Raw genomic sequence first — 24,516 nt, 5'->3', positions numbered from 1 at the left:
GGCCCCCAGCCACAACTGAGGAGACGGACTGGCGGGGGGGTTAGCCCATCTCCTCCAACGCCTTGCCCTTGGTCTCCTTCACGAACTTGAGCACGAAGGGGATCGAGAGCAGAGCGAAGACCATGTAGATCACGTAGGTGCCGGAGAGGTTCCAGTCGGACAGGCTCGGGAAGCTGGCCGTGATGACCCAGTTGGCGATCCACTGCGCGGAGGCGGCGACGCCCAGCGCGGCGGCGCGGATCTTGTTCGGGAACATCTCGCCGAGGAAGACCCAGACCACGACGCCCCAGGAGAGCGCGAAGAAGAGGACGAAGCCGTGGGCGGCGATCAGGGCGACGGTGCCTTCGGCGGACGGCAGGGTGCCGGCCGCGGACTTGGCGGAGAAGGCCCACGCCTCCAGGGCCAGCGCGATGGCCATACCGGCCGAGCCGATCAGCGCCAGCGGACGGCGGCCGATCCGGTCGACGAAGACCATCGCGATCACGGTGCCGATGATGTTGATGATCGAGGTGGTGAAGCTGTAGAAGAACGAGCTCTCGGGGTTGATCCCGACGGACTGCCACAGCGTCGAGGAGTAGTAGAAGGCGACGTTGATGCCGACCAGCTGCTGGAAGACGGAGAGTCCGATGCCGACCCAGACGATCGGCAGGAAACCCATCTTGCTGCCGAGCAGGTCCTTGAAGGTCGACTTGTGCTCGCGGCGCATCGCCTCCTGGATCTCGACGACCCGGGCGTCGAGGTCGACGGCGTGGCCCTCGACCTCGGCCAGCACCTCCTTGGCGCGGTCGGCCTTGCCGATGGAGATCAGGAAGCGTGGCGACTCGGGGATCGCGAAGGACAGCAGACCGTAGAGGACGGCCGGGATCACCATCACGCCGAGCATCCACTGCCAGGCTTCCAGGCCGGCGATGGTGCCACGCTGCTTGCCGTGGGCGAGGTTGAGGATGCCCCAGTTGACGAGCTGGGAGACGGCGATGCCGACGACGATCGCGGCCTGCTGGAAGGAGCCGAGCCGGCCGCGGTAGGCGGACGGCGAGACCTCGGCGATGTAGGCCGGGCCGATGACCGAGGCCATACCGATCGCGATACCGCCCAGCACGCGCCACATGGCCAGGTCCCAGAGGGCGAACGGCAGGGCGGAGCCGACGGCGCTGATGGTGAAGAGCACCGCGGCGATCTGCATCACGCGGATCCGGCCGATCCGGTCGGCGATCCGGCCGGCGGTGGCGGCACCGATGGCGCAGCCGATCAGCGCGATGGCGATCACCTGCGCGAGGACGGCGGACCCTACGTCGTAGCGGCCGCGGATCGCCTCCACGGCACCATTGATGACGGAGCTGTCATAACCGAAGAGGAAGCCGCCCATCGCGGCAGCCGCGGTGATGAAGATGACATGGCCGAGGTGGTCGGGATGGGCCTTGCGGCCTTCCGGGACCGTCGGCTGCGCGGTGCTGGTCAACGTGAACTCCAGTGGCCCGGCTGCGCTGCCGGGCGTAGGGGGCTGGCCCTACAAGTGGTGCATACGTTGGGGACACCCACCACTTGAAGGTAAAAGCAACGCGACAGAGACTATGCCTTCAAGTTTCGAAGTCAATACCGCGTAACTAATTTGTTTCCCACAAGAGAACGGCACGCCTCGTTCAAGTTCTGAATTGATCTTCGAAGGGTGTACGAACGGTGACGCTGTGCGGTCTCCCCTTGGCTCAGTGCAGCCGCTGGCTGATCACCTTCGAGACGCCGTCGCCCTGCATCGAGACGCCGTAGAGCGCGTCGGCGACCTCCATCGTCCGCTTCTGGTGCGTGATCACGATCAGCTGGGAGCTCTCCTGAAGCTCCTCCATGATCCGGATCAGCCGCTGGAGATTGGTGTCGTCCAGCGCCGCCTCGACCTCGTCCATCACATAGAACGGGCTGGGCCGCGCCTTGAAGATCGACACCAGCAGCGCCACCGCGGTCAGCGACCGCTCACCGCCCGACAGCAGCGAGAGCCGCTTGACCTTCTTCCCAGGGGGCCGCGCCTCCACATCCACCCCGGTCGCCAGCATGTCGTCCGGGTCCGTCAGCACCAGCCGGCCCTCGCCGCCCGGGAAGAGCCGAGAGAAGACTCCCTCGAACTCCCGCGCGGTGTCGTGGTACGCCTCGGTGAAGACCTGCTCCACCCGCTCGTCGACCTCCTTGATCACCTGAAGCAGGTCGGCCCGGGTCTTCTTCAAGTCTTCAAGCTGCTCGCTGAGGAACTGATGGCGCTCCTCCAGCGCCGCGAACTCCTCCAGCGCCAGCGGGTTCACCTTCCCGAGCTGCTGGTACGCCCGCTCAGCGGCCCGCAGCCGCTTCTCCTGCTCGGCCCGTACGTACGGCACCGGCTGGTTGCGCGGGTGCTCCGGGTCTTCCGGCAGCTCCTCGCCCTCGGCCGGCGGCGACGGCGGCACCGGCTGCTCCGGGCCGTACTCCGCCGTCAGCACCGCCGGCTCCACCCCGAGCTCCTCCAGCGCCCGGGTCTCCAACTGCTCGATGCGCAGCCGCTTCTCGGCCCCCAGCACCTCGCCCCGGTGGACCGAGTCCGTCAGCTTGTCCAGCTCGGCCTTCAGCTCCCGGCCCTGGCCGCGCTCGGCCACCAGCGCCTGCTCCCGCTCGGCCTTGGCCCGTTCCGCGGCGGCCCGCTCCTCCTCGGCCCGTACGACCGACACCTCGACATGCGCCAGCAGCTGCCGCGCCCCGGACGCCACCGCCCCGGCCACCGCCGCCTCATGGCGGAGCCGGGCGCGCCGCCGCTCGGCCCGCGCCCGCGCCTCGCGCTCCGCCCGCGCCCCCCGGTCCAGCGCGTCCGCCCGCCCGGCGAGCCCCTTGACCCGCTCCTCGTGCGTCCGCGCCTGGAGCCGGGCCTCCATCTCCGTCTGCCGGGCATTGGCGCCGTCCGCGGCCAGCCGGTCCCGTACGGAGGTGTCGGGCTCCTCGTCGCCCGGCTCCTCCTCCGCCACCGCGAGCCGCTCGGCCAGCTCCTCGGCCTCCTCGGTGGCCCGCACCAGCGCCTCCTCGGCCTGGGCGACCGCCGCGGCGGAGCGTTCGGCCTCGCCGGCGGCGGCCCGCGCCTGCCCGCCCAGGCGCCCCAGGTCCCCGGCGACCTTCGACTTCTCCCGGTCCGCCGCCCGCCGCCGCCCGTCCAACTCCTCGACCAGCGCGGCGCACTCGGTACGCCGCTGCGCCGCCGCCCGCTGCGCCGCGGCCAGCTCCGCGCAGCGGGCCGCCAGCTCCGACAGCTCGGCCGCCGCCTCGTCGACGGACGCCTGCACCTCCAGCAGGCTCGGCGCCCCGGCCGAACCGCCGTGCGCGAAGTGCGCCCCGAGCAGATCGCCCTCCGCGGTCACCGCCGTCAGCTCGGGCCGGGCGGCCACCAGCTCCTCGGCGTCCTCCAGCGTCCCGACCACCACCACGTCCCGCAGCAGCCGGGCCACCGCCGCCGTCAACTCCCTCGGCCCGTTGACCAGTTCCTGAGCGGGCACCGGCCCCGGACCGGCGACCGCCGCCCCGGACGCGTCCGGGGCCGCACCGGTCGCCTCGGCCCCACCGGCACCGTCGCCGCCGACCCGCTCGGCCACCTCCACCGCCGCCACGGCCTCCACCGCACGCGCCGGCGCCGGCACCCGCACGGCCCGGCTGCCGCCGAGCACCATCGCCGCTCGTCCGGCATCCTCCTTGCGCAGCAGCCGGATGGCCTCGGCCGCGGTGGCCGTATCGGTGACCGCGACCGCGTCCGCCGCCGCGCCGAGCGCCGCCGCCACCGGGATCTCGAACCCGGGGGTGACGGTCAGCAGTTCCGCCGCCGGGCCGAGCAGCCCGCTCAGCCGGTCGGTGGCCGCCAGCAGCGCACCGGTGCCGTCCTTGCGGCGCAGCCCGAGCGCCAGCGCGTCGTGCCGGGCCGCCGTCGCCGCGCGCTCGCGCTCGGCCGCGGTCAGCGCCTCCCGCGCGCCGGTCAGCGCGGACTCCGCCGCGGCCAGCTCCCGACGGGCCGCCTCGTACCGCTCGCCGGCCTCCGCGTCGTCCGCGTCCAGCCCGGCGACCTCGCCCCTGAGCTGCTCGTACTCCTCCTGGGCGGCCTCCGCCCGGTCCCGGGCCGCGTCCCGGGCCTCGGCGAGCCGGCCGATCTCCGCCTGCGCCGAGGCGGCCCGGCCGCGCGCCGCGGTGACCTGGCCGCTCAGCCGCGCCAGCCCCTCGCGCCGGTCGGCGATGGCCCGGGCGGCATCCCGCAGCCGCCGCTCCTCGTCGGCCAACTGCCGCTCCAGCCCGGCACGGTGCTCGACGGTGTCCTCCAGCGCCCGGCTCGCCGCCTCCAGCGCGGCCGTCAACTCCGCCTCCTGCTCGCGGATCCGTGCCGCCTCCCGCTCCATGTCCTCCGGGTCGCGGCCCTGCCGCTCGTCCGGCGGGGCCGCCGAGGCGCTCCTGACCCGCGCCTCGGCCAGCGAGATCGTGCCGCGCACCCGCTCGGCGAGCTGCGACAGCTCGTACCAGGTCTGCTGGGCCCGCTGCACCCGCGGGGTGAGGGTCCGCACCTCCTCCTCCAGCGCCGCCTCGCGCTGCTGGGCGGTCCGCAGCCGGGCCTCCGCGGCCTCCTTGCGCTCCTTGAGCGCCGCCTCGTCGGCGATCTCCGCCGCCAGCGCCCGGCGCAGGGTGACGAGGTCATCGGCGAGCAGCCGCAGCCGGGCGTCGCGGAGATCGGCCTGGATCACGGCTGCCCGCCGGGCGACCGCTGCCTGCCGCCCCAGCGGCTTGAGCTGCCGCCGCAGCTCGTCGGTCAGATCCTGCACGCGGGCGAGATTGGCCTTCATCGCGTCCAGCTTCCGCAGCGCCTTCTCCTTGCGCTTGCGGTGCTTGAGGACGCCGGCCGCCTCCTCGATGAACGCCCGGCGGCCCATCGGATCGGCGTGCAGAACGGAGTCGAGCTGGCCCTGGCCGACGATGACATGCATCTCGCGGCCGATACCGGAGTCGGAAAGGAGTTCCTGGATATCGAGCAGCCGGCAGGTGTCGCCATTGATCTGGTACTCGCTGCCGCCGTTCCGGAACATGATCCGGGTGATGGTGACTTCGGCGTATTCGATGGGCAGCGCGCCGTCGGAATTGTCGATCGTGAGCGAGACCTCGGCGCGGCCCAGCGGCGGCCGGCCGGTCGTCCCGGCGAAGATGACGTCCTCCATCTTCCCGCCGCGCAGCGACTTGGCGCCCTGCTCCCCCATGACCCACGACAGCGCGTCCACGACGTTGGACTTGCCGGAACCGTTGGGGCCCACGACGCAGGTGATGCCCGGTTCGAACCGCAGCGTCGTGGCGGAGGCGAAGGACTTGAAGCCTCGCAGGGTCAGACTCTTGAGGTGCACGCCGTTGGACTCTACCGGCCGCCCCTCGGCGGACGTCCCCAACATTCCGGCGCCGGCCCCCGGCCCGGTACGGCCCCCGGGTATCCGCCGGCGCGCCGCTTTTCGGTTTCACCGGGGAAAGCGCAGGGCACATCATGCGGTAAGGGAGACACCGGAGTACCGAAGTGACCGGGCGGCGAGGCGCCGGCCGGTGGCATTCCGGCCGCCGAGGCAATTCCACAGCCGGGAAAACAACGACGAAGGGACGCCGAAGCGTCCCTTGCAGATCTTGAAGAGCGGTGCCTCAAGCGGCTGACGAGCAGCCCGACCGGCCCTGGGGTTGGGGTCAGGTGAGCGCGGGCTCCGCCTGGGGTACGTCGATGTCGAGCACCGAATCGTCGCGACGTGCGGCAGCCGACAGCATGTCGTTCTCGGCCTGCATCCGAATAAGTTCGGATTCAAGGTCCTGGACGCGCTGCTGAAGCCGTCGCATCTCGGAGAGGACTCGGGGGTCGGAGCCGCCGACGTAACCGAGAAGCGCCTTTGCCATGATGGATGGTCCTCCACAATGAGTGACCGACCGAAGCGGTGTGGGTCGTGAGGGATTCGCACCCGCGGTGCTTGTCATTCTCCAGGTGCCTTCAATGCCAAACAGCTAAGGTGCGCGGGGATTCCAGCGTCTCACCAAACGGATGGAGGGTCAACACGATCACAGCCCGTATCCTCGGGCACCTGAGAGTGCGCGGCCTCAGGGCGCGGCGCCGACTCCCCAGAAAGGTCCCGCGGGGGCGTGGAGATCATCCGTACAGCGGCAGCCTTGCACGGGTCGGCCGAGTTGGCAACCACCAGGGCTTATCTCCTGTAAGCAGCTGACAAAGGCATACCCCCAAGATCAGCCACCACCCCCGGACGGACGGCCTTTCCCGGCCATGTCAGCGGATCGCGAAGCCGTCGTAGCCGCCGCGGGGCGTGTCCCAGATCTCAGTGACGCCGTCGACGGCCCCGGGCGTGTCCCCGGTGCGGAGCCAGTCCAGCAACTCCTCGCAGCGGTCCTTCGGGCCCTCGGCGACGACCTGGACCCGGCCGTCGCCGAGGTTGACCGCGAAGCCGACGAGTTCGCCGATCCGCAGGGCGTTCGCACGGGTGAACCAGCGGAACCCAACTCCCTGGACCCGGCCCCGTACCCAGGCGGTCATCCGCACCTCTTCAACCATGTGTGCACGTTAACCGGCCAATTGCTCAGGAGGAACTTCGGCCCCTCCCGTCATGGCGTACAGTCCCCCGACAGCGAAGGCTCACTCTTTCGGGTGAGCCGCTCGACGCTGGACGGAAGGAACGACCGCGGATGGGACGCCACCGACGCTCTGCTCCCCACGCGCCCGAATCCCCCGGTACGGGGCCAGTTGACGGTCCGGCAGGCGCACCGCCGGCCGCCCGCCACCGCGCCCACCACGCCGCCCGGCCCCGCCGGTCCGCCCCGGTGCGCACCGGACTGCTCGGCGCTTCCGCCGCGATGGCGATGGGGGCCGTGGCGGTCGCGTCCGGACTCGTCCCCGGCGGCGGCCAGTTCGTGGTGGGCGGCGACGGCGACCACGCCGAACGGGTCCGGGCCGACGCGCTGCCGGACCTGCAGCCCCAGGAGAGCCGCTCCGCCGCACCGGCCGGCGCCACGGATCCGGCGACCGGCAGCGCCGGCCGGCAGACCGCGTCCCCCGACACCGGGCAGCCCTCCTCCCCCGACTCCCCCGGCTCCCCCGCCTCCACGGCCTCCCCCAGCGCCTCCCCGTCGCCGGGCCGGGCCTCCGCGTCACCCACCGCGACGCCCGGTGCGCGGCACTCCGCGCAGCCCACCGGCCGGCCCACGACGGCGGCGCCGACGAGCTCGCCGACGGCGTCGAAGGCCCCCGAAACCGGGGCGTCCGCCGCGGCGCAGGTGCTCTCGCTGGTGAACGAGCAGCGCGAGCGGGCCGGCTGCTCGCCGCTGGCCGACAGCGGCCAACTGGACGGTCTGGCCCAGCATTTCAGCGAGGACATGGCACAGCGGGGGTTCTTCGGCCACACCGATCCGGACGGCCACACCCCGTGGGACCGGGCCCGGGTCCTCGGGATAGCGAACCTCGGCGGCGAGAACATAGCCCGCGGCCAGGCCGACGCCCGGGCCGTGATGGACACCTGGATGAACAGCGCGGGGCACCGCGCCAACATCCTGAACTGCGAGTACAAGACCCTCGGCGTCGGCGCGCACTTCGGGCCGGGCGGCCCGTGGTGGACCCAGGAATTCGGCTTCTGAGCCCGCCGCCCGGTACGTGCCGCCGGTCCGGTCCGGCTCAGCGCGGCCGGGGCGGGCGCTGGCAGCGCGGGCAGAAGTAGCTGGAGCGGTTCATCCAGGGGCGGCGGCGGATCGGCGTACCGCAGCGGCGGCACGGTTCGTCCTCGCGGCCGTACGCGTCCAGGGAGCGCTCGAAGTAGCCGGACTCGCCGTTGACGTTGACATAGAGGCTGTCGAAGCTGGTGCCGCCGACGGCCAGCGCCTCGTTCATCACGTCCCGTACGTGCCCCAGCAGCTCGGCGGTGCGCGGGCGGGTGAAGGTGACGGTCGGCCGCTCGTAGTGGAGCCGGGCGCGCCACAGCGCCTCGTCGGCGTAGATGTTGCCGACGCCGCTGATCAGCGACTGGTCCAGCAGGGCCCGTTTGACGGTGGTGCGGCGGCGGCGCAGCGCGTCGTGGAAGGCGGCGTCGTCGAAGGCCGGGTCGAGCGGGTCGCGGGCGATGTGCGCGATGACGTCGGGGAGCAGGTCGGCGTCGCCGGGGACGGTGTCGTGCAGCGAGAGGCCGCCGAAGGTCCGCTGGTCGACGAAGCGGAGCTCGGTGCCGAGGTCGTCGGCGAAGCGGATCCGGATCCGCAGGTGCTTCTCGTCGGGGGCGTCCTGCGGCTGGACCAGCAGCTGGCCGCTCATGCCGAGGTGGGCCAGGACCGCCAGGCCGTGGGTGACGGACGGGGTGATGACCGGCGTGATGCCCTCGGCGGCGCTCTGCGCGGCCGGGCCGCCGCCGGTCACCGGGAGCCAGAGGTACTTGCCGCGCCGGCGGGCGGTGCCGATGCGCAGCCCCTTGAGCCGGTCCGCGAAGTCGGCCGCGCCCGCGGTGTGCCGGCGGATCGCGCGCGGGTGGCGGACCTCGACGGCGTCCACGGTCCGGCCGCTGACCCAGCGGTCCAGTCCGCGGCGTACGACCTCGACCTCCGGCAGCTCGGGCACGGGGCGCTCCTCATCATCCTCGGGAAAGACTTCTGACCCCGTCCGCGGCGGCCGGGCCGCCGCGGACGGGGTCAGAAAAAGGGGTTCAGTGTGCCGGCGACGCGCCGTCGCCGGAAGCCTGAGCCGAGTCGCCGGAATCCGGTGACTCCTCGGCCTTGGCCGCCTCGTCCGCCGCGGCGCGGATCGCACGCCACGCGGACTCGGCCGCCTGCTGCTCGGCTTCCTTCTTGCTGCGGCCGGTGCCGGTGCCGTACGAGACACCACCGACGCGGGCGGCAGCAGTAAAGGTCTTCTCGTGGTCCGGGCCGGTCTCGGTGACCAGGTACTCCGGGACACCGAGGCCCTCGGTCGCGGTGAGCTCCTGGAGGCTGGTCTTCCAGTCGAGGCCGGCGCCCAGGCTGGAGGACTTCTCGATCAGCGGGTCGAAGAGCCGGTGCACCAGCTCGCCGGCCGCGTCGAGGCCCTGGTCGAGATAGACCGCGCCGATCACCGCTTCCAGGGTGTCGGCGAGGATGGACGCCTTGTCCCGGCCGCCCGTGCCCTCTTCGCCCCGGCCGAGGCGGATGAAGGCGCCGAGGTCGAGGCCGCGGCCCACCTCGGCGAGCGCCCGCGAGTTGACCACCGCGGCCCGCAGTTTGGCCAGCTGGCCTTCCGGCAGGTCGGGGTGGATGCGGTACAGCGTGTCCGTGACCACCAGGCCGAGCACCGAATCCCCGAGGAATTCGAGCCGCTCGTTGGTGGGCAGACCGCCGTTCTCGTAGGCGTACGAGCGGTGCGTCAGCGCACGCACCAGAAGGGCGGACTCAAGTGTGTACCCGAGCCGCCCTTCCAGAAGCGTGAGAGACGAGGCCGTGTCCGCCGGAGCCGTTTCCGCCCCGCGTCCGCGGGGTGACGAATGAGCGTCTTCCGCCTTCTTGGGGCTAGACACAGTGCCTGTCACCAGCCGCTCAGACCGCGATGACCTGGCGCTTGTTGTAGGTGCCGCAGCTGGGGCACGCGATGTGCTGCTGCTTCGGCTCGTGGCAGCGCTCGCACGCCACCAGGGTGGGGACCGCAGCCTTCCACTGCGACCGGCGGTGGCGCGTGTTGCTGCGCGACATCTTCCGCTTCGGAACAGCCACGGCTACTTCTCCTGAGGTTCATCCCCGCCGTCGCGGGGTACGTTGTCCTTCTCGCCGTCCTGGTTGGTCGCGACGAGTCCCTGCAGTGCCGCCCAGCGCATGTCGACGGCATCGTGGTGGTGGTCCAGATCGTCCGCGAGCCGCGCTCCGCACTCGGAGCACAGGCCGGGGCAGTCGTCCTGGCACACCGGCTGCAGCGGCAGTGACAGCACCACCGCGTCCCGCAGCACGGGTTCGAGGTCGAACAGGTCGTCCTCGATGTAGAGGGTGTCCTCCTCGTCCTCGGCGTCGTCGCCGGACTCCGCGGTGCGGGTCCGGGCATCGGCGTCGGGGTAGGCGAACAGCTCCTGGAAGTCCGCTTCGAGCACTCGCTCCAGCGGCTCCAGACACCTTACGCACTCCCCCTTGACGGTCGCACGGGCGGTACCTGTGACAAGCACCCCGTCCATGACCGCTTCCAGGCGGAGGTCGAGCTCGATCGGTTCGCCCTCGGGCACTCCGATGACCTCGTTGCCGAGGTCCGCGGGGGCCTCGGCGGAGCGGGAGAGCCGCTTGAGCGTGCCGGGACGACGACCCAGCTCGCGTGTGTCGAACACGAGCGGGGAACGGTGGTCGAGGCGGGCGTTGATGGCTTCCTGCTTTCTGTACTGCGGTATCCGCCGTCCGCCGCCGGTGGCCGGCAAGCGGGCAGCAGTGATCGCGGACATACACGCGACCGAAGAGCCAGGATACTGGACCGGCCCCGATAGGCCCAATCCGCATCCGGCCGTTCCCGGCCCGCGGGCCGGGCGTCCCCGGGCCGGGGCTCCTACTGGCGGCCCTCTTCGTACTGCCGCAGCTGGTCCAGGTTGATCAGGCTGGTGTCGAAGAGACTGGTCTCGTCCAGTGCGCCGGGCTGGGCACCGTGCGGCTGCGGGGCGTGCGGGGACTGTGTGGGCACCTGCGGCTGGAGGTAGCCGGCGTTCGGGTCGTAGCCCTGCTGGACCTGCTGCTGGGCCTGCTGCCAGTCGTAGGCGTACGGATCCTGGTGCTGGGTGTACGGGATCTGCTCGGGCTGCTGGTAGGCGTAGACGTCCGGCTGCTGGTAGGCGACGGCCGGGTCGGTGTAGTAGGCGGGCTGCGGCTGCTCGTGGTGCTGCGGCGGCGCGGATTCGTGACCAGTGCTGCCGGTGCTGCCGGCGCCGTCGGCTCCGATGCCCGCGAGGCCGGCCAGGTACTCGGCGTCGGCCTGCGCCGGGGCGGCGGACTGCGGGTCGCCCTGGGCCGCCAGGTGGGCGCCGAGCTCGTCGATGGCGCGGGCGCCCTGGAGCTTGTCGCGGCCCCGGCCGACCGCTTCGAGGGTCTTGGTCAGCACGGCCTGGAAGGCGCCGAACTTGGCGTCCACGTAGTCGTCCGCGCGCCGCCGGAGGGTCTCCGGGTCGGAGCTGCGCTCGGGGGTCTCGGCGTCCTCCTGCGCGTCGTAGTCCGGACCGTAGGGCCCCGGGTCACGGCCCAGCAGCTTCTCGCGACCGCGGTCGACGGATCCGATGGTCTTGGTGAGGACGACCTCGAAGTTGGCGAGTTTGCTGTCCACGTAGTCGTCGGCCTGGGCGCGGATCTCCTCGGCCTCCCGGCGGGCCTCCGCCAGGATCCGGTCCGCCTCGTCCTGGGACTGCCGGGCGACCTCGGTGTCGGAGATCAGCGAACCGCGGTGCGCGTGCGCGGACTCGATGATCCGCTCCGCCTCGGCGCGCGCCTCCTCGACCATCTGCTCGCGCCCGCCGAGCAGTTCCTGGGCCTGCGCGAGGGAACCGGGCAGCGCCGTACGCACCTCCTCCAGCATGGCGAGCAGCTCGGCGCGGTTGACCATGCACGAGGCCGACATGGGCACGGACCGGGCGCTGCCGACGGCTGCGACGATGTCGTCGAGCTTCTTCTGGACGTCCACCTTGGACTCGCCACTCTCTGCAGGGTTGGAACGAGGGAACGGGACGACTGTACGGCCAGGGGCCCCCGGCCCGACACCTACTGACGCCCCATCAGAAAGGCTCCGCAGGCGGCGGGCCCGCACCGTGTCGCGGACCGCGTCACGACCGCTGCCGGAGCCGCTCGGTCAGCGCCTCCAGGACGAACGGCGGGACCAGGTGGGAGACGTCGCCGCCCCAGGCCGCGACCTCCTTGACCAGGCTGGAGGAGAGGAAGCTGTAGGTGGGGTTGGTGGGGACGAACAGCGTCTCCACCCCGGAGAGGCCGTTGTTCATCTGGGCCATCTGGAGCTCGTAGTCGAAGTCGCTGACCGCGCGCAGCCCCTTGACGATGGCGGGGATGTCGCGCTGCTTGCAGAAGTCGACCAGCAGGCCGTGGAAGGACTCGACCTCGACGTTGCCGTACTCGGCGGTGGCCCGGCGGATCAGGTCGATCCGCTCCTCGACCGTGAACAGGCCCTTCTTGGACTGGTTGATCATCACGGCGACATGGACGACGTCGTACAGCTTGGAGGCACGGGCGATGATGTCCAGGTGCCCGTTGGTGATGGGGTCGAAGGACCCCGGACAGACGGCGCGGCGCAACTTCGTCTCCTCGCTCTCCGGTCCGTTCATGACACGCTTGTTGACGTCGGTTCGGCGGACGCCGAAGCGGCGCGACCGTACCAAAGCGTCCCCTCGCCGTAGCGACGGGCCCTGATCGCCTCGAAACCGTCCGGCCACGGGAACGTGCCGCCTCGGGTACTGCGTTCCACGGTGACGAGTGCCTCCTCGGCAAGCCACCCCTGACCACGGAGTGTGAGCAGGATCTCGCGGAGTTCGTCGTCGCCGACCGCGTACGGCGGGTCCAGAAAGACGATGTCGTACGGCTCGGCCGGGGCCGGGGCGGCGGCGGTCTGCTCGGCCCTGCCGACGCGGACCTCGGCGCCGGGCAGGCCGACCGCCCGGACGTTCTCGCGGATGGTGCGGACGGCGCGGGCATCGGCCTCGACCAGCAGGACGTGCGCGGCGCCGCGGGAGAGCGCCTCCAGGCCGACCGCGCCGGAACCGCCGTACAGATCGAGCACCCGGGCGCCGGTCAGCGGCCCGTCGAGCGACTCCCACGTGGAGAACAGGCCCTCGCGCGCCCGGTCGGAGGTCGGGCGGGTGCCGTTTCCCGGGGGTACGGCGAGGCGCCGGCCGCCGGCCGTCCCGGCGATCACGCGGGTCATGGGCCCGTCCTTACGTTGAGCGTGGTCGGTGGTGCGGGGGCGGGCACCACTGTGGGCTCCCGCTCCCCCACGATATTCCGTCGCCTACGGGGCGGTGCCCGGCCGCGTCACCCCCGGCCGTGATCGTTCTCACCCGGCGGGCACTTCCCCGCCCTGCCGTCAGCCCTTGTCCAGATACTGCTCCCGTTCGTCGTCCAGCAGCGCCGACAGCGCGGTGCGCAGCTCCGGATAGCCGGTCAGCCCGGGGTCGGCGGCGACCACCGCGGTGGCCTCCTCGCGGGCCGCCGCGATCACCTCCTCGTCCTCGATGACGGCGAGCATCCGCAGCGAGGAGCGGACGCCGGACTGGGCCTGGCCGAGGACATCGCCCTCGCGGCGCTGTTCGAGGTCGATACGGGAGAGCTCGAAGCCGTCGAGGGTGGCGGCGACCGCGGCGAGCCGGGCGCGCGCCGGGCTGGCCTCGGGCATCTCGCTGACCAGCAGGCACAGGCCGGGCGCGGAGCCGCGGCCCACCCGGCCGCGCAGCTGGTGCAGCTGGGAGACGCCGAAGCGGTCCGCGTCCATGATCACCATGACGGTGGCGTTCGGGACGTTCACGCCGACCTCGATGACGGTCGTGGCGACCAGCACGTCCAGCTCGCCGGCGGTGAACCGGCGCATCACGGCGTCCTTGTCGTCCGGGGCCATCCGGCCGTGCAGCACCGCCACCCGCAGCCCTTCCAGCGGGCCCTTGGCCAGTTGGTCGGCGACGTCGAGGACGGCGAGCGGCGGTCGCTTCTCCGCGATGTCCTCCGGTGAACTCGCCGTGGCCGGCGCGCCCTTGGCGCCCGCCGCGCCCTTCTTCCCGCCCTTGGCGGCGACTTCGTCCTCGTCGTCGCCGATCCGCGGGCACACCACATACGCCTGGTGCCCGGCGGCCACCTCTTCGCGGACCCGCTCCCAGGTGCGGGCCAGGAAGTGCGGCTTGTCCTTGGCGGGCACCACATGGCTGGCGATCGGCGAGCGCCCGGCGGGGAGTTGGTCCAGGACCGAGGTCTCCAGATCGCCGAAGACGGTCATGGCGACGGTGCGCGGAATGGGGGTCGCGGTCATCACCAGGAGATGCGGGGTGCGCTTCTCCCCCTGGGAGCCGTTCCCCTTGCCGCGCAGGGCGTCGCGCTGCTCGACGCCGAAGCGGTGCTGCTCGTCGACGACGACCAGGCCCAGGTCGTGGAACTGCACCACGTCCTCGATCAGCGCATGTGTCCCGATGACGATGCCGGCCTCGCCGGTGACCAGGTCGAGGAGGGCCTGGCGCCGGGCCGCGACGCCCATCGAGCCGGTCAGCAGCACCACTTTGGTGCCCTGCTCCGACCCGCCCAGCATTCCGCCCTCGGCCAGCTCGCCCATCATCTCCGTGACGGAGCGGTGGTGCTGCTGGGCCAGCACCTCGGTCGGCGCGAGCATCGCGGCCTGGCCGCCGCTGTCCACCACGCCGAGCATGGCGCGCAGCGCGACCATGGTGTTGTGCGTGACGGTGAAGTGGTCGGTCACGTAGGCGCGGCTCGGGTGGGCGACGCTGATGCACCGGACGGGCTTGCGGCCCACGTACTCGACGGACTCGACGGCGCGCCGGAAGGCGTCGGGGCCGGTGGAGTCGTCCGGCAGCGCCACCCGGACGTCGTGTCCGCCGTCCCGGACGCGGACGGTGCGGGCGGTGCCGCCCAGGGAGCGCGCCAGCCAGGCGACATCGGCGGCCAGCGGGGCCGGGGCCGCGCGCAGGACGGCGGTGGTGCCGCCGGTGCGCACGCTCCCGGCGTCCAGGAGGCCGCGGAGCAGCGCCCGGCGGTCCTTGACGGGGGCGTTGCGGTAGGCGTCCGGGACCGTGCGGCCGGCCGGGCCCGCGCCGCCCTCCCCCAGCGTCCGCCCCATGCGGTACGGGTCGTCCGGGCGCGCGCCGCCGCCGTCCAGGTCGACCGGGGTGGCCGGGGCGATGGACCACTTGGGCAGGCCGTCGCCGTCCCGCGGGTCGGCCCGCAGCTCGCGGGTGGTCAGCACCCGCTCCCCGGTGGCCCGCGACGCCACGATCCACAGGTGCTCGTCGTCGCACTCCACGCTGCTGCCGTCCGAGAGGACCAGCCGCCACACCTCCCGCTCCCCCTGCGGGAACACCCCGTCCACCAGGGCCGTTTCACCGCTGGGCACCACGACTTCGGTGCCCACCGCCATCTCCCCCATCGGCCGGAAGCCGCGCGGGGTCAGCACCAGGGCGTCCAGCGGCTGGGCCTTGCCGGAGCCGACCTCGCCCTGGAGGAGGCGGTGCATGGGGTGTTCCGTCGCCAGGTCGTCGAAGATCTCCCGGCTGACCTTCCGCTGGCCGTCGGTGAGCGTGAACGGCAGCCGGGCGTCGAACGCGTCGAGGATGCCGCCCTCGGTCACCGCCCGTGGCACGGCGGGGAGTTGGGTCTCGGCGAAGCGGCGCCGGGCCAGCGCGACCTGGAGGACGAACGCCTCGTCCCACTTCAGCCGGGCCCGTGCGTCCGCGATGTCGGCCTTGCTGCCCGGCCGGTGGATCTTCAGCAGCGCCTCGGGGAGCGGGATCAGCGCCCGGCCCTCGCGCAGCGCCGCGGGCAGCGGGTCGACGGCGTCCCGCGCACTGGGCAGCACCGCGTCGACCGCCTTGGCGAGCTTCCAGGACGCCATTTGCTGGCAGGCCGGGTAGATCGGCATGAGCTGATTGGCGAATGCGTCGACCGCGCCCGCCTCGCTCTCGGCGTCGCGGTCGAGGAGTTGGTATTCGGGGTGGGCGAGCTGGAGTTTGCGGTTGAAGAGGGACACCTTGCCCGCGAACATCGCGCGTTTTCCGGGCAGCAGCTCTTTGTGCGGTTTGTGGATGCCCTTGCCGAAGAAGACCAGCTGGAGTCGGCCGCTGCCGTCCGTGAGGGTCACTTCCAGCCGCTGTCCGCGGCCGTGGTTGAACGTGAGGACGCGGGCGTCGGCGACCTGGGCGACGACCGTGACGTGCTCGTCCAGCGGGAGATCCGCCAGCCGGGTCAGCTCACCGCGCTCGGCATAGCGCCGGGGATAGTGGTGCAACAGATCGCCGACCGTATGCAGGTCGAGATGCTCGGCCAGCACCTTCGCGGTGGTGCCGCCGAGGATTTTCTTCAGAGGTTCGTCGAGCGCTGCCACGCAACCCATTGCACACCACGCCACTGACAGCGGGCCACAATCGCCGCTTTCCCCGGCCCGCCGTTCACCGGCGTTCCCCGGAGGCGGTCGGCGAGCGATATTCGGCTATTCGACGCCGATCAGCAGCGGCGCCGCGTTCTCGCCGCCTTCGTAGACGACGGTGTCCACCGCGAGATGGCGTTCCCGTACGTGCCGCTCCAGCCGGTCGGCGAGGGAATCGGGAACGTCCGCGCCGAGGACCAGGGTGACCAGTTCGCCGCCCGCGGAGAGCATCCGGTCCAGCACCGTCATCGCGGTCCGGGCGAGGTCGGGGCCGATCACCGCGACATCGCCGTCTATCAGGCCGAGGACGTCCCCGGCCTGGCAGACCCCGGCCATCGTCCAGGACTGCCGCTCGGCGACGGCCAGCTCGGCGTAGCGGGTGGCGCCGGCCGCCGCGGTCATCGCCACCATGTCCTCGTCGAAGCTGCGGCCCGGCTCGTGCACGGCCAGCGCCGCCAGACCCTGCACGGCGGAGCGGGTGGGGATCAGGGCGACCCGTACGCCCTCGGTGCGGGCCTGCTCGGCGGCGGCCGCCGCGGTGTGCCGCAGCTCGGGGTCGTTGGGCAGCAGCATCACCTCACGGGCGTGCGCCTGCCGGATCGCCTGCACCAGTTCGCCGCTGGCGGGCGGCTCCCCGGGGCGTACCGGGACCGGGGTGGCGCCGGCCTGCGCGCAGAGCCCGGCGAGCCCGGTGCCCGGGACCACGGTGACCACGGCACGGGCCGCCATGGCGGGCTCCTTGGTGCGGGTGGCGCCGCCGAAGTGGGTGATCCGGATCCGGTACGGGCGGCCCGCCTCGATACCGGCCTCCACCGCCGCGCCGGCGTCGTCGACGTGCACGTGGACGTGCCACAGGCCGTCCCCGCCGACCACCACCAGCGAGTCGCCGAGCCGGTCGAGCCGGGCCCGCAGCCGGGCCACCGGGGCGTCGCCGGCCTCCAGGAGGTAGATCACCTCGAAGGCGGGCCCGCCGGCGTGCGGGTCGGCGCAGCCCTCGGCTCCCGGGCCTTCCGGGCCCGGTACCCCGCAGCCGGCCGCCTCGGGGAGCGGGGCGTCGGCCCGTATGGCGACGGGGGCCGCCGAGACCTCCCCGGACAACGCGTCGGCGAGCGCGCCCAGCAGGGCGACGAGTCCGCAGCCGCCCGCGTCCACGACGCCGGCCCGCCCCAGGACCGCGAGCTGCCCCGGAGTGGCCTGGAGCGCCTCGTTGGCGCCCCGGTGGGCGGCCCGGGCGACCTCGGCCGGCTCGGCGGTCCCGCCCGCGGCCCGTTCCGCGGCGTCGGCGGCGGCGGTCGCCACCGACAGCACGGTGCCCTCCACGGGGTGCGCGACCGCCTCGTACGCCGCCGCGGCGGCCCGGCGCAGGGCCCGCCGCAGCGCGTCGGCGGAGCCCGGCCCGGCGTCCGGGGCGAGAGCCAGCACCTGGGTCATACCGCGCAGCAGCTGGGCGAGGATGGTGCCGGAGTTGCCCCGCGCCCCTATGAGGGCGCCGTGTGCCATGGCGCCGATGGCGTCGGCGAGGCCGGGGGCGGTGCCCGCGGAGGCATGGCCGTCGAAGGCGGCCTCGACGGCGCGGGCGGCCGATTCGAGGGTCAGGTAGAGGTTGGTGCCGGTGTCGCCGTCGGCCACCGGGTAGACGTTGATCGCGTCGATCCGCTCCCGTTCCCGGCCGAGCGCCTCCAGGGCCAGTTCGCACCAGGTGCGGACGGCGGCGGCGTCGAGCGGGTATGGCACGTCGTCCTCCTGGGTCCTTCTGCGTCGCGGGATGCACCGCACAGTAGCCGCGGTCCGGTGGGGAGGCCGGGGCGGGGGCCGGGAGGTGCGTGATAGTTTCGTTCTGCGGGAGCGGCCGTTGTATGCTGCTCCGGTTGCCCGATGAGAATCGGGCCATTCCTCTCCTGTCGGCGCCGGCACGGCAATGCACTCGGCCCGGTGGGATTTCACCGTAAGTGCATCTGAAGTCTTTGGAGTGACCCGTGGCTGCCAACTGCGACGTCTGCGGCAAGGGGCCGGGCTTCGGCAAGAGTGTCTCGCACTCGCACCGCCGCACCAACCGTCGTTGGAACCCCAACATCCAGACGGTGCGTGCAGTGGTCGGGCGCACGCCGAAGAAGCTGAACGCCTGCACCTCGTGCATCAAGGCCGGCAAGGTCTCGCGCTGACGCCTTAGCCGTAGCGCAGCCCCGCCGGTTGCTTGTGAAGCCGGTCCACCGCCGAGGTGGGCCGGCTTTCGCCTTTCCTGGGGCGCCGTTCCCGGGGACGCCATTCCTGGTGGGCGCCTTCCCCGTGGCGGGCCGGACCGGGTCCGCCGCGCGGGCGGCCGGATCAGCCGCGCAGCCGCCAGCCGTGGTCGACCGGCCCGATGCCGGCGCCCAGCCGGAAGCCGGCCGCGATCGCGCCGGTGACGTACTCCTTCGCCGCCGCGGCGGCCCGCGGGACGGTGTCCCCCGCGGCGAGCCCGGCGGCCAGCGCGCTGGCGAGCGTGCAGCCGGTGCCGTGGGTGTGCCGGTTGCCGTGGCGGGGGGCGCGCAGCCAGTGCTCCTCGCTGCCGTCGGTGAGCAGGTCGACGGCGTCGGCCGGCGCGGCCGGGCCGCCCTCCGCGTCCGCCGTACCGGTCGGCAGATGGCCGCCCTTGATGAGCGCCCAGCGCGGCCCGAAGGACAGGATCGCGTCGGCCGCGCGCCGCATGTCGGCCGGCGTGCGGACCCGTACGCCGGTCAGCCGGGCCACCTCGTCCAGGTTGGGGGTGGCGACCGTGGCCGCCGGCAGGAGCTTGCCGCGGACCGCGTCCAGGGCGGAGGCGGCGAGCAGCGCGTCGCCGTGCTTGGAGATGCCCACGGGGTCGACGACGACCGGCACGGAGAGGCCGGCGAGCAGTTCCGCGACGGTGGTGACCAGTTCGGCCGAGGACAGCATCCCGGTCTTCACGGCCTGCACGCCGATGTCGTCGACGACGCTGCGGAACTGGGCGCGCACCGCGTCCGCGGGCAGTTCCCACGCGCCCTGCACACCCAGGGAGTTCTGGGCGGTGACCGCGGTGAGCACGCTCATGCCGTGGGTGCCCAGGGCCAGCATCGTCTTCAGGTCGGCCTGGATGCCCGCACCGCCGCCGGAGTCGGAGCCGGCGACGGTCAGCACGCGGGGAGGTATGCGCATGCGGCGAATCTACTCCGCGTCCGCGGCGTCCCCGAAGTGGTCCCAGCCGGCGCTCGCCCAGGGGGCGCCGTCGACCGTCACCTGGGGCAGCGCGGAGGGGTTGAGGACCTCGCCGATGACCTTCCAGCGGGCGGGCAGCTTCACGTCGGGCGGGAAGGTGGCCACGATGGCGTGGTCCTCGCCGCCGTTCAGCACCCACTGCATCGGATCCACGCCGACCGCCGTACCGATATCGGACATCTGCGAGGGGATGTCGATGCTGGTGGACCGCAGGTCGATACGGACCTTGCTGGCCTCCGCGATGTGCCCGAGGTCGGCGACCAGCCCGTCGCTGACGTCGGTCATGGCGGTGGCGCCGAGCCCCGCCGCGGCCGGGCCCGCGTGGTACGGCGGCTCGGGGCGGCGGTGCGCCTCCACGAAGGCGCGCGGGGAGCGGAACCCGCGGGAGAGCACCGCGTGGCCGGCGGCGGACCAGCCGAGCCAGCCGGTCACCGCGACCACGTCGCCGGGCTGCGCGCCGGCCCGGGTGACCGGCTCCTGGTTGCGCAGGTCGCCGAGGGCGGTGATGGCGATGGTGATGGTGTCGCCGCGGACCACGTCCCCGCCGACCACCGCGGCGCCGGCCACCTGGCACTCGTCGCGCAGCCCGTCCATCAGCTCGGTGGCCCAGGTCGCGGGCAGTTCCGCGGGGACGACCAGGCCGAGCAGGATGGCGGTGGGCACCGCGCCCATCGCCGCGATGTCGGCGAGGTTCTGCGCGGCGGCCTTGCGGCCCACGTCGTAGGCGGTGGACCAGTCGCGGCGGAAGTGCCGTCCTTCGAGGAGAACGTCGGTACTGGCGACGACCCTGCGGTCCGGCGCGGTCACCACCGCGGCGTCGTCCCCCGGCCCGATCCGTACGGCGGGGGTGGAGGTGAGCCGGGAGGTGAGCTCCCTGATCAGCCCGAATTCCCCCAGCTCGCCCACGGTGCCCTTCATGCTGTTGCCCTTCCCATGTGTACGGACGGTCCGTACGTGGCTGACGACTGCGCCGCACTTGCCGTGTTCACCGCGCGGGTCTCCCCGCTCCGCACGGTGACGCGGTACCGTGGCGTCCCTTCTTCCCACATGATCCTCGTAGCCGCCCTGGAGGTTCCGTGGTACAGGCTTACATCCTGATCCAGACCGAGGTCGGCAGAGCCTCGGCGGTGGCCGAGGTGATCGCGAAGATCCCCGGCGTCATTCAGGCCGAGGACGTCACCGGCCCCTACGACGTCATCGTGCGCGCACAGGCCGACACGGTCGACGAACTGGGTCGCCTGGTGGTCGCGAAGGTCCAGCAAGTGGAGGGCATCACGCGCACGCTCACCTGCCCGGTCGTCCATCTCTAGCTCCCCCGTATGCTCGGCCGGGTGATACGCGCACGACGCCGGTACCTGGCCCTGCCCCTGCTCACCGTGCTGTTCGGTGCGGTGAGCTGCTCGTCCGCGACGGACGTGGCGGCGCCCTCCCCCGAGGGCGACGCGGCGCGGCACTGCCGGGCACTCCACACGGCGCTGCCGCAGACCGTGAACGGGCTGAAGCGGGGTATCGCCGAGCCGGTCTCGGACTTCACTGCCATATGGGGCGATCCTGCCGTGGAGCTGCGCTGCGGAGTGCCGAAGCCGGACGTGCTGAGGTACGGGAGTGAACATTACAACGCCAACCCCGACGCGGCGGAAGTCGACGGCGTCCAGTGGCTCTTCGAGAAGCAGGACGACGGCTACCGCTTCACGACGGTGCTGCGGAAGGTCTACGTCGAGGTGACGGTGCCAGGGAAGTACGCCCCCGAGGTCAATGTGCTCCCGGACCTCGCGGACGCCGTGAAGAAGACCGTTCCGGCCGGGGTCTAGCGGAGTCTAGGGGCGTCCGGCGGCTGTTGGCCCCCGTCCCCTCGGACCGGCCCCCAGGGCAGGAGTTGGACGGACAGGCCCCGGGCAGCGGTCCTCGGCGGCGCGTACCGGAACTGGGCGGCGCGCACCGGAATACCGTCCGGCCGGGCCGCGTTGGGCCCCGCAGGGGGCGTCCGCATCCCCTAGGGGATCCGTTCGCCCGCCCCCGAGGGCCCCGTGCTCAGCGCAGGCCCGTGGACCGGCGCAGCGCCGCCTGGAGGAGCCGGTCGATGAGTTCCGGGTAGCCGACGCCGCTCTCCCGCCACATCCGCGGGTACATCGAGATGGGCGTGAAGCCGGGCAGCGTGTTGATCTCGTTGATCACGAACTCGCCGTTGTCCTGAAGGAAGAAGTCCGCGCGGACCAGGCCCTCGCAGGACGCCGCCTCGAAGGCCGCGACGGCCAGTTCCCGGACCCGGGCGGTCTGCTCCGGCGTCAGCGGCGCGGGCACGATCCCGGCGGCCGAGTCGATGTACTTGGCCTCGAAGTCGTAGAAGTCGTGCGCGGTGACCGGCGGGATCTCGGCCGGCACGCTGGCCCGCGGGCCGTCCTCGAATTCCAGCACCCCGCACTCGATCTCGCGCCCGCGCAGCAGCGCCTCCACGATGATCTTGGGGTCGTGGCTGCGGGCCTCCTCGACGGCCTCGTCCAGACCGGCGAGGTCCTCGACCTTGCTGATGCCCATGGACGAGCCGGCCCGCGCGGGCTTCACGAACAGCGGCCAGCCGTGCTCGCCGGCGAAGTCCACGATCTTCTTGCGGGCGCCGGCGGGGTCGTTCTCCCACTCGCGGGGGCGGATGACCTCGTACGGGCCGACCGGCAGCCCGAAGGAGGCGAACACCCGCTTCATGTAGTCCTTGTCCTGGCCGACGGCCGAGGCGAGCACGCCGGAGCCCACATAGGGCACGCCGGACAGCTCCAGGAGGCCCTGGAGGGTGCCGTCCTCGCCGTAGGGGCCGTGGAGGACGGGGAAGACCACGTCGACCTCGCCCAGCGCCTTGGGGACCGATCCCGGCTCGCTGTAGACGACCTCGCGGTTGGTGGGGTCCACGGGGAGCATCACACCGCCGTCGGTGGACTCGGCGAGCTCCGCCACGCTGGGCAGCCGCCGGTCCGTGATGGCCATCCGCGCGGGGTCGTCGGCGGTGAGCGCCCAGCGCCCGTCGGTCGTGATCCCGATGGGCAGCACGTCGTACTTGTCGCGGTCGATGGCGGCCAGCACGGCTCCGGCGGTGACCACGGAGATGGCGTGCTCGGAGCTGCGCCCGCCGAACACGACGGCGACGCGGGGCTTCTGGGAGGAGGTCTCGCTGCTCATATCGCGTCGAGGGTACCTGCTGACCGGCGCGGCGTCAGTGCCACGGCGGCCGTTGGTGGCGTGCCGTAGGCGCCGGTCGGACAGGCCGTGCGCTCAGTGCCGCTCGGACTTGGCGGTCCGCGACATCAGCTCCTTGAGGGCGACCAGGGGCGGCTTGCCCTCATGAACGATGTCCACCACCGTCTCGGTGAGCGGCATGTCGACGCCGTGCCGGCGGGCCAGATCCAGCACGGATTCACAGGACTTGACGCCCTCCGCGGTCTGCTTGGTGACCGCGATGGTCTCCTGGAGCGTCATCCCGCGGCCGAGGTTGGTGCCGAAGGTGTTGTTGCGGGAGAGCGGCGAGGAGCAGGTGGCGACGAGGTCGCCCATACCGGCCAATCCCGCGAAGGTGTGCGCGTCGGCGCCCATGGCGAGGCCGAGCCGGGTGGTCTCCGCGAGACCGCGGGTGATCAGGGACGCCTTGGCGTTGTCGCCCAGGCCCATGCCGGTGGCGATGCCGACCGCGAGCGCGATGACGTTCTTGACCGCGCCGCCCAGTTCGCAGCCCACCACGTCGGTGTTGGTGTAGGGCCGGAAGTACGAGGTGTGGCAGGCGGTCTGGAGCCGGCGGGCGACCTCCTCGTCGGCGCAGGCCACGACGGCGGCGGCGGGCTGCCGGGCGGCGACCTCCTTGGCGAGGTTGGGTCCGGTCAGCACCGCGACGCGTTCCGCGGGGACCTTGGCGACCTCTTCGATGACCTCGCTCATGCGCTTCGCGGTGCCCAGTTCCACGCCCTTCATCAGGGAGACCAGGACCGTGTCGGAGGGCAGCAGGGGCGCCCACTCGGCGAGGTTGGCGCGCAGCGTCTGGGAGGGTACGGCGAGGACCGTGAAGTCCGCGCCGCGGGCCGCTTCCGCCGGGTCGGTGGTGGCGCGTACCCCCGCGGGCAGCTCCACCCCGGGCAGGTAGTCGGGGTTGGTACGGCCGTTGTTGATGGCGTCGACGAGGGCCGCTCTGCGCCCCCACAGGGTCACCTCGCATCCCGCGTCGGCGAGCACCATCGCGAATGCGGTGCCCCAGGACCCCGTGCCGAAGACGGCGCAGCGCGTCACTTGCCTTCATCCTCCTGTGCCTGCCGGTTGCCGATGGACTGTGGCGCGGGGGCGGCCGGTGCGGTGGACTCGGCCGGTTCCAGGACCGTGTCCTCGGCGGCCCGGGCCCTGGCGGCCTCGCGGGCGGCGCGCCGCTCCCGGGCGATCTCCTTGCGGTAGTCGAACGGTTCGGCCGGTGCGGGCTCGCCGCGGACCTCGGCCAGCTGCGCGGTGATCGCGGCCATGATCGCCTCGGTGACCGCCCGCAGCACCTCGGCGGTGGGCTCCTTGCCGTAGAACTCGCTGAGGTCGACCGGCGGTCCCGCCTTGACCCGCAGCGTCTTGCGCGGGAAGAGCCGGAGCTTCTTCTCCTTGGCGTACGGCGGCATCGCGTCGTTCGCGCCCCACTGGGCGACCGGAATGACGGGGGCCTTGGTGAGCAGCGCGACCCGGGCGGCGCCGGTCTTGCCCTGCATGGGCCACATCTCGGGGTCGCGGGTCAGCGTGCCCTCGGGGTAGAAGGCGACGCATTCGCCCTTCGCGATCGCGTTCACGGCGGCCCGGAACGCGGTGGCCGCGTCGGTGGTTTCGCGGTAGACGGGGATCTGTCCGGTCCCGCGCATCATCAGGCCGACAAAGCCGCTCTTGAAGAGTCCCGCCTTGGCGAGGAATCGGGGGACCCGCCCGGTGTTGTACTGATAGTGCGCATAGGAGAGCGGATCAAGATACGAGTTGTGGTTGACCGCGGTGATAAAACCGCCGTCGGCCGGAATGTGCTCCATTCCCTGCCAGTCCCGCTTGAACAGAACCAAGAGCGGCGGTTTGCAGATGACCGCGGCCAAGCGGTACCAGAAGCCGATTCTGCGGCGGGACACTGGGACACCCTCCTTGTGGGACCTGCGAAGCTGCTGCGAGCCGGCAGCCGCACAAGTGTCGCCCCA

Annotated in this window: 22 protein-coding genes; 4 read left to right on the top strand and 18 right to left on the bottom strand. The window is 72.4% G+C overall.

Going from position 1 to position 24,516, the window contains the following annotated elements; translation table 11 throughout:
- Window positions 1-40 precede the first annotated feature (40 nt).
- The 4 genes from RZ84_RS25775 to RZ84_RS25760 all read right to left on the bottom strand — a co-directional run bounded on the left by RZ84_RS25775 (window position 41) and on the right by RZ84_RS25760 (window position 6,565).
- Window positions 41-1,459 (bottom strand): sugar porter family MFS transporter, encoded by a 1,419-nt coding sequence (locus RZ84_RS25775; protein ID WP_043266298.1) that lies wholly within the window; start codon window positions 1,457-1,459, stop codon window positions 41-43.
- A 244-nt stretch (window positions 1,460-1,703) separates the two neighbouring features.
- Entirely contained in the window at window positions 1,704-5,372 is a 3,669-nt protein-coding gene (locus RZ84_RS25770) for a chromosome segregation SMC family protein (RefSeq protein ID WP_043266297.1), read from the bottom strand.
- A gap of 325 nt (window positions 5,373-5,697) precedes the next feature.
- On the bottom strand, window positions 5,698-5,901 hold the full coding sequence (locus RZ84_RS25765) for a hypothetical protein (protein ID WP_043266296.1): 204 nt from the start codon (window positions 5,899-5,901) through the stop codon (window positions 5,698-5,700).
- 382 nt (window positions 5,902-6,283) lie between these two features.
- On the bottom strand, window positions 6,284-6,565 hold the full coding sequence (locus tag RZ84_RS25760) for an acylphosphatase (protein ID WP_043266295.1): 282 nt from the start codon (window positions 6,563-6,565) through the stop codon (window positions 6,284-6,286).
- A gap of 131 nt (window positions 6,566-6,696) precedes the next feature.
- Between RZ84_RS25760 and RZ84_RS25755 the strand changes: the two genes are divergently transcribed.
- On the top strand, window positions 6,697-7,641 hold the full coding sequence (locus RZ84_RS25755) for a CAP domain-containing protein (protein ID WP_043266294.1): 945 nt from the start codon (window positions 6,697-6,699) through the stop codon (window positions 7,639-7,641).
- A gap of 37 nt (window positions 7,642-7,678) precedes the next feature.
- Here the strand turns inward: RZ84_RS25755 and mutM are convergent, their stop codons facing one another.
- The 9 genes from mutM to RZ84_RS25710 all read right to left on the bottom strand — a co-directional run bounded on the left by mutM (window position 7,679) and on the right by RZ84_RS25710 (window position 17,851).
- A complete protein-coding gene (gene mutM / locus RZ84_RS25750; protein WP_043266293.1) occupies window positions 7,679-8,608 on the bottom strand; it encodes a bifunctional DNA-formamidopyrimidine glycosylase/DNA-(apurinic or apyrimidinic site) lyase in 930 nt (309 codons plus the stop codon).
- 85 nt (window positions 8,609-8,693) lie between these two features.
- A complete protein-coding gene (rnc, locus tag RZ84_RS25745; RefSeq protein ID WP_198540052.1) occupies window positions 8,694-9,548 on the bottom strand; it encodes a ribonuclease III in 855 nt (284 codons plus the stop codon).
- 7 nt (window positions 9,549-9,555) lie between these two features.
- Window positions 9,556-9,729, bottom strand: coding sequence for a 50S ribosomal protein L32 (rpmF, locus tag RZ84_RS25740; protein ID WP_043266291.1), 174 nt, complete (start codon window positions 9,727-9,729; stop codon window positions 9,556-9,558).
- Window positions 9,730-9,731: 2 nt separating this feature from the next.
- Entirely contained in the window at window positions 9,732-10,325 is a 594-nt protein-coding gene (locus tag RZ84_RS25735; RefSeq protein ID WP_241778095.1) for a YceD family protein, read from the bottom strand.
- Window positions 10,326-10,537: 212 nt separating this feature from the next.
- Complete coding sequence (locus tag RZ84_RS25730; RefSeq protein ID WP_043266290.1) at window positions 10,538-11,656, bottom strand: ATP synthase F0 subunit B; 1,119 nt, start codon at window positions 11,654-11,656, stop codon at window positions 10,538-10,540.
- A gap of 139 nt (window positions 11,657-11,795) precedes the next feature.
- Window positions 11,796-12,278, bottom strand: coding sequence for a pantetheine-phosphate adenylyltransferase (gene coaD, locus RZ84_RS25725; RefSeq protein ID WP_198540163.1), 483 nt, complete (start codon window positions 12,276-12,278; stop codon window positions 11,796-11,798).
- A gap of 26 nt (window positions 12,279-12,304) precedes the next feature.
- Window positions 12,305-12,904: a 16S rRNA (guanine(966)-N(2))-methyltransferase RsmD gene (gene rsmD / locus RZ84_RS25720; RefSeq protein WP_043266288.1), complete on the bottom strand. Its 600-nt coding sequence runs from the start codon at window positions 12,902-12,904 to the stop codon at window positions 12,305-12,307.
- A gap of 159 nt (window positions 12,905-13,063) precedes the next feature.
- The gene (locus tag RZ84_RS25715) at window positions 13,064-16,084 is read right to left on the bottom strand and encodes a helicase-related protein (RefSeq protein ID WP_043266287.1); all 3,021 of its coding nucleotides are present in this window, start codon (window positions 16,082-16,084) and stop codon (window positions 13,064-13,066) included.
- A 96-nt stretch (window positions 16,085-16,180) separates the two neighbouring features.
- On the bottom strand, window positions 16,181-17,851 hold the full coding sequence (locus tag RZ84_RS25710) for a DAK2 domain-containing protein (RefSeq protein WP_078894175.1): 1,671 nt from the start codon (window positions 17,849-17,851) through the stop codon (window positions 16,181-16,183).
- Between the two features lie 242 nt (window positions 17,852-18,093).
- Here RZ84_RS25710 and rpmB point away from each other — a divergent pair, with 242 nt between their 5' ends.
- Window positions 18,094-18,279, top strand: coding sequence for a 50S ribosomal protein L28 (gene rpmB, locus RZ84_RS25705; RefSeq protein WP_043266286.1), 186 nt, complete (start codon window positions 18,094-18,096; stop codon window positions 18,277-18,279).
- A 163-nt stretch (window positions 18,280-18,442) separates the two neighbouring features.
- On the opposite strand, the gene thiD is transcribed toward rpmB, so the two are convergent.
- The gene (thiD, locus tag RZ84_RS25700) at window positions 18,443-19,273 is read right to left on the bottom strand and encodes a bifunctional hydroxymethylpyrimidine kinase/phosphomethylpyrimidine kinase (protein WP_043266285.1); all 831 of its coding nucleotides are present in this window, start codon (window positions 19,271-19,273) and stop codon (window positions 18,443-18,445) included.
- A 9-nt stretch (window positions 19,274-19,282) separates the two neighbouring features.
- Entirely contained in the window at window positions 19,283-20,251 is a 969-nt protein-coding gene (locus RZ84_RS25695) for a thiamine-phosphate kinase (protein ID WP_043266284.1), read from the bottom strand.
- A 158-nt stretch (window positions 20,252-20,409) separates the two neighbouring features.
- On the opposite strand from RZ84_RS25695, the gene RZ84_RS25690 reads away from it, so the two are divergent.
- Both RZ84_RS25690 and RZ84_RS25685 read left to right on the top strand, forming a co-directional pair.
- The gene (locus RZ84_RS25690; protein WP_043266283.1) at window positions 20,410-20,643 is read left to right on the top strand and encodes an Lrp/AsnC family transcriptional regulator; all 234 of its coding nucleotides are present in this window, start codon (window positions 20,410-20,412) and stop codon (window positions 20,641-20,643) included.
- Window positions 20,644-20,652: 9 nt separating this feature from the next.
- Window positions 20,653-21,144: a DUF3515 domain-containing protein gene (locus RZ84_RS25685; RefSeq protein ID WP_043266282.1), complete on the top strand. Its 492-nt coding sequence runs from the start codon at window positions 20,653-20,655 to the stop codon at window positions 21,142-21,144.
- A 220-nt stretch (window positions 21,145-21,364) separates the two neighbouring features.
- On the opposite strand, the gene RZ84_RS25680 is transcribed toward RZ84_RS25685, so the two are convergent.
- The 3 genes from RZ84_RS25680 to RZ84_RS25670 all read right to left on the bottom strand — a co-directional run bounded on the left by RZ84_RS25680 (window position 21,365) and on the right by RZ84_RS25670 (window position 24,450).
- Window positions 21,365-22,501 carry a D-alanine--D-alanine ligase family protein gene (locus RZ84_RS25680; protein ID WP_043266281.1) on the bottom strand — a complete coding sequence of 379 codons (1,137 nt, stop codon included), beginning with the start codon at window positions 22,499-22,501 and terminating at the stop codon, window positions 21,365-21,367.
- A gap of 93 nt (window positions 22,502-22,594) precedes the next feature.
- Window positions 22,595-23,596, bottom strand: a complete 1,002-nt coding sequence (locus tag RZ84_RS25675; protein ID WP_043266280.1) for an NAD(P)H-dependent glycerol-3-phosphate dehydrogenase — start codon at window positions 23,594-23,596, stop codon at window positions 22,595-22,597.
- Window positions 23,593-24,450, bottom strand: a complete 858-nt coding sequence (locus tag RZ84_RS25670; protein ID WP_043266279.1) for a lysophospholipid acyltransferase family protein — start codon at window positions 24,448-24,450, stop codon at window positions 23,593-23,595. The genes RZ84_RS25675 and RZ84_RS25670 overlap by 4 nt, the downstream gene beginning before the upstream one ends.
- Between the last annotated feature and the right edge of the window lie 66 nt (window positions 24,451-24,516).

The organism is Streptomyces sp. CT34 (genome assembly GCF_000805335.1).
Classification (GTDB): domain Bacteria; phylum Actinomycetota; class Actinomycetes; order Streptomycetales; family Streptomycetaceae; genus Streptomyces.
Note: the sequence above shows the minus strand (reverse complement) of the source record. Positions and strands in the feature narration are given on the sequence as shown.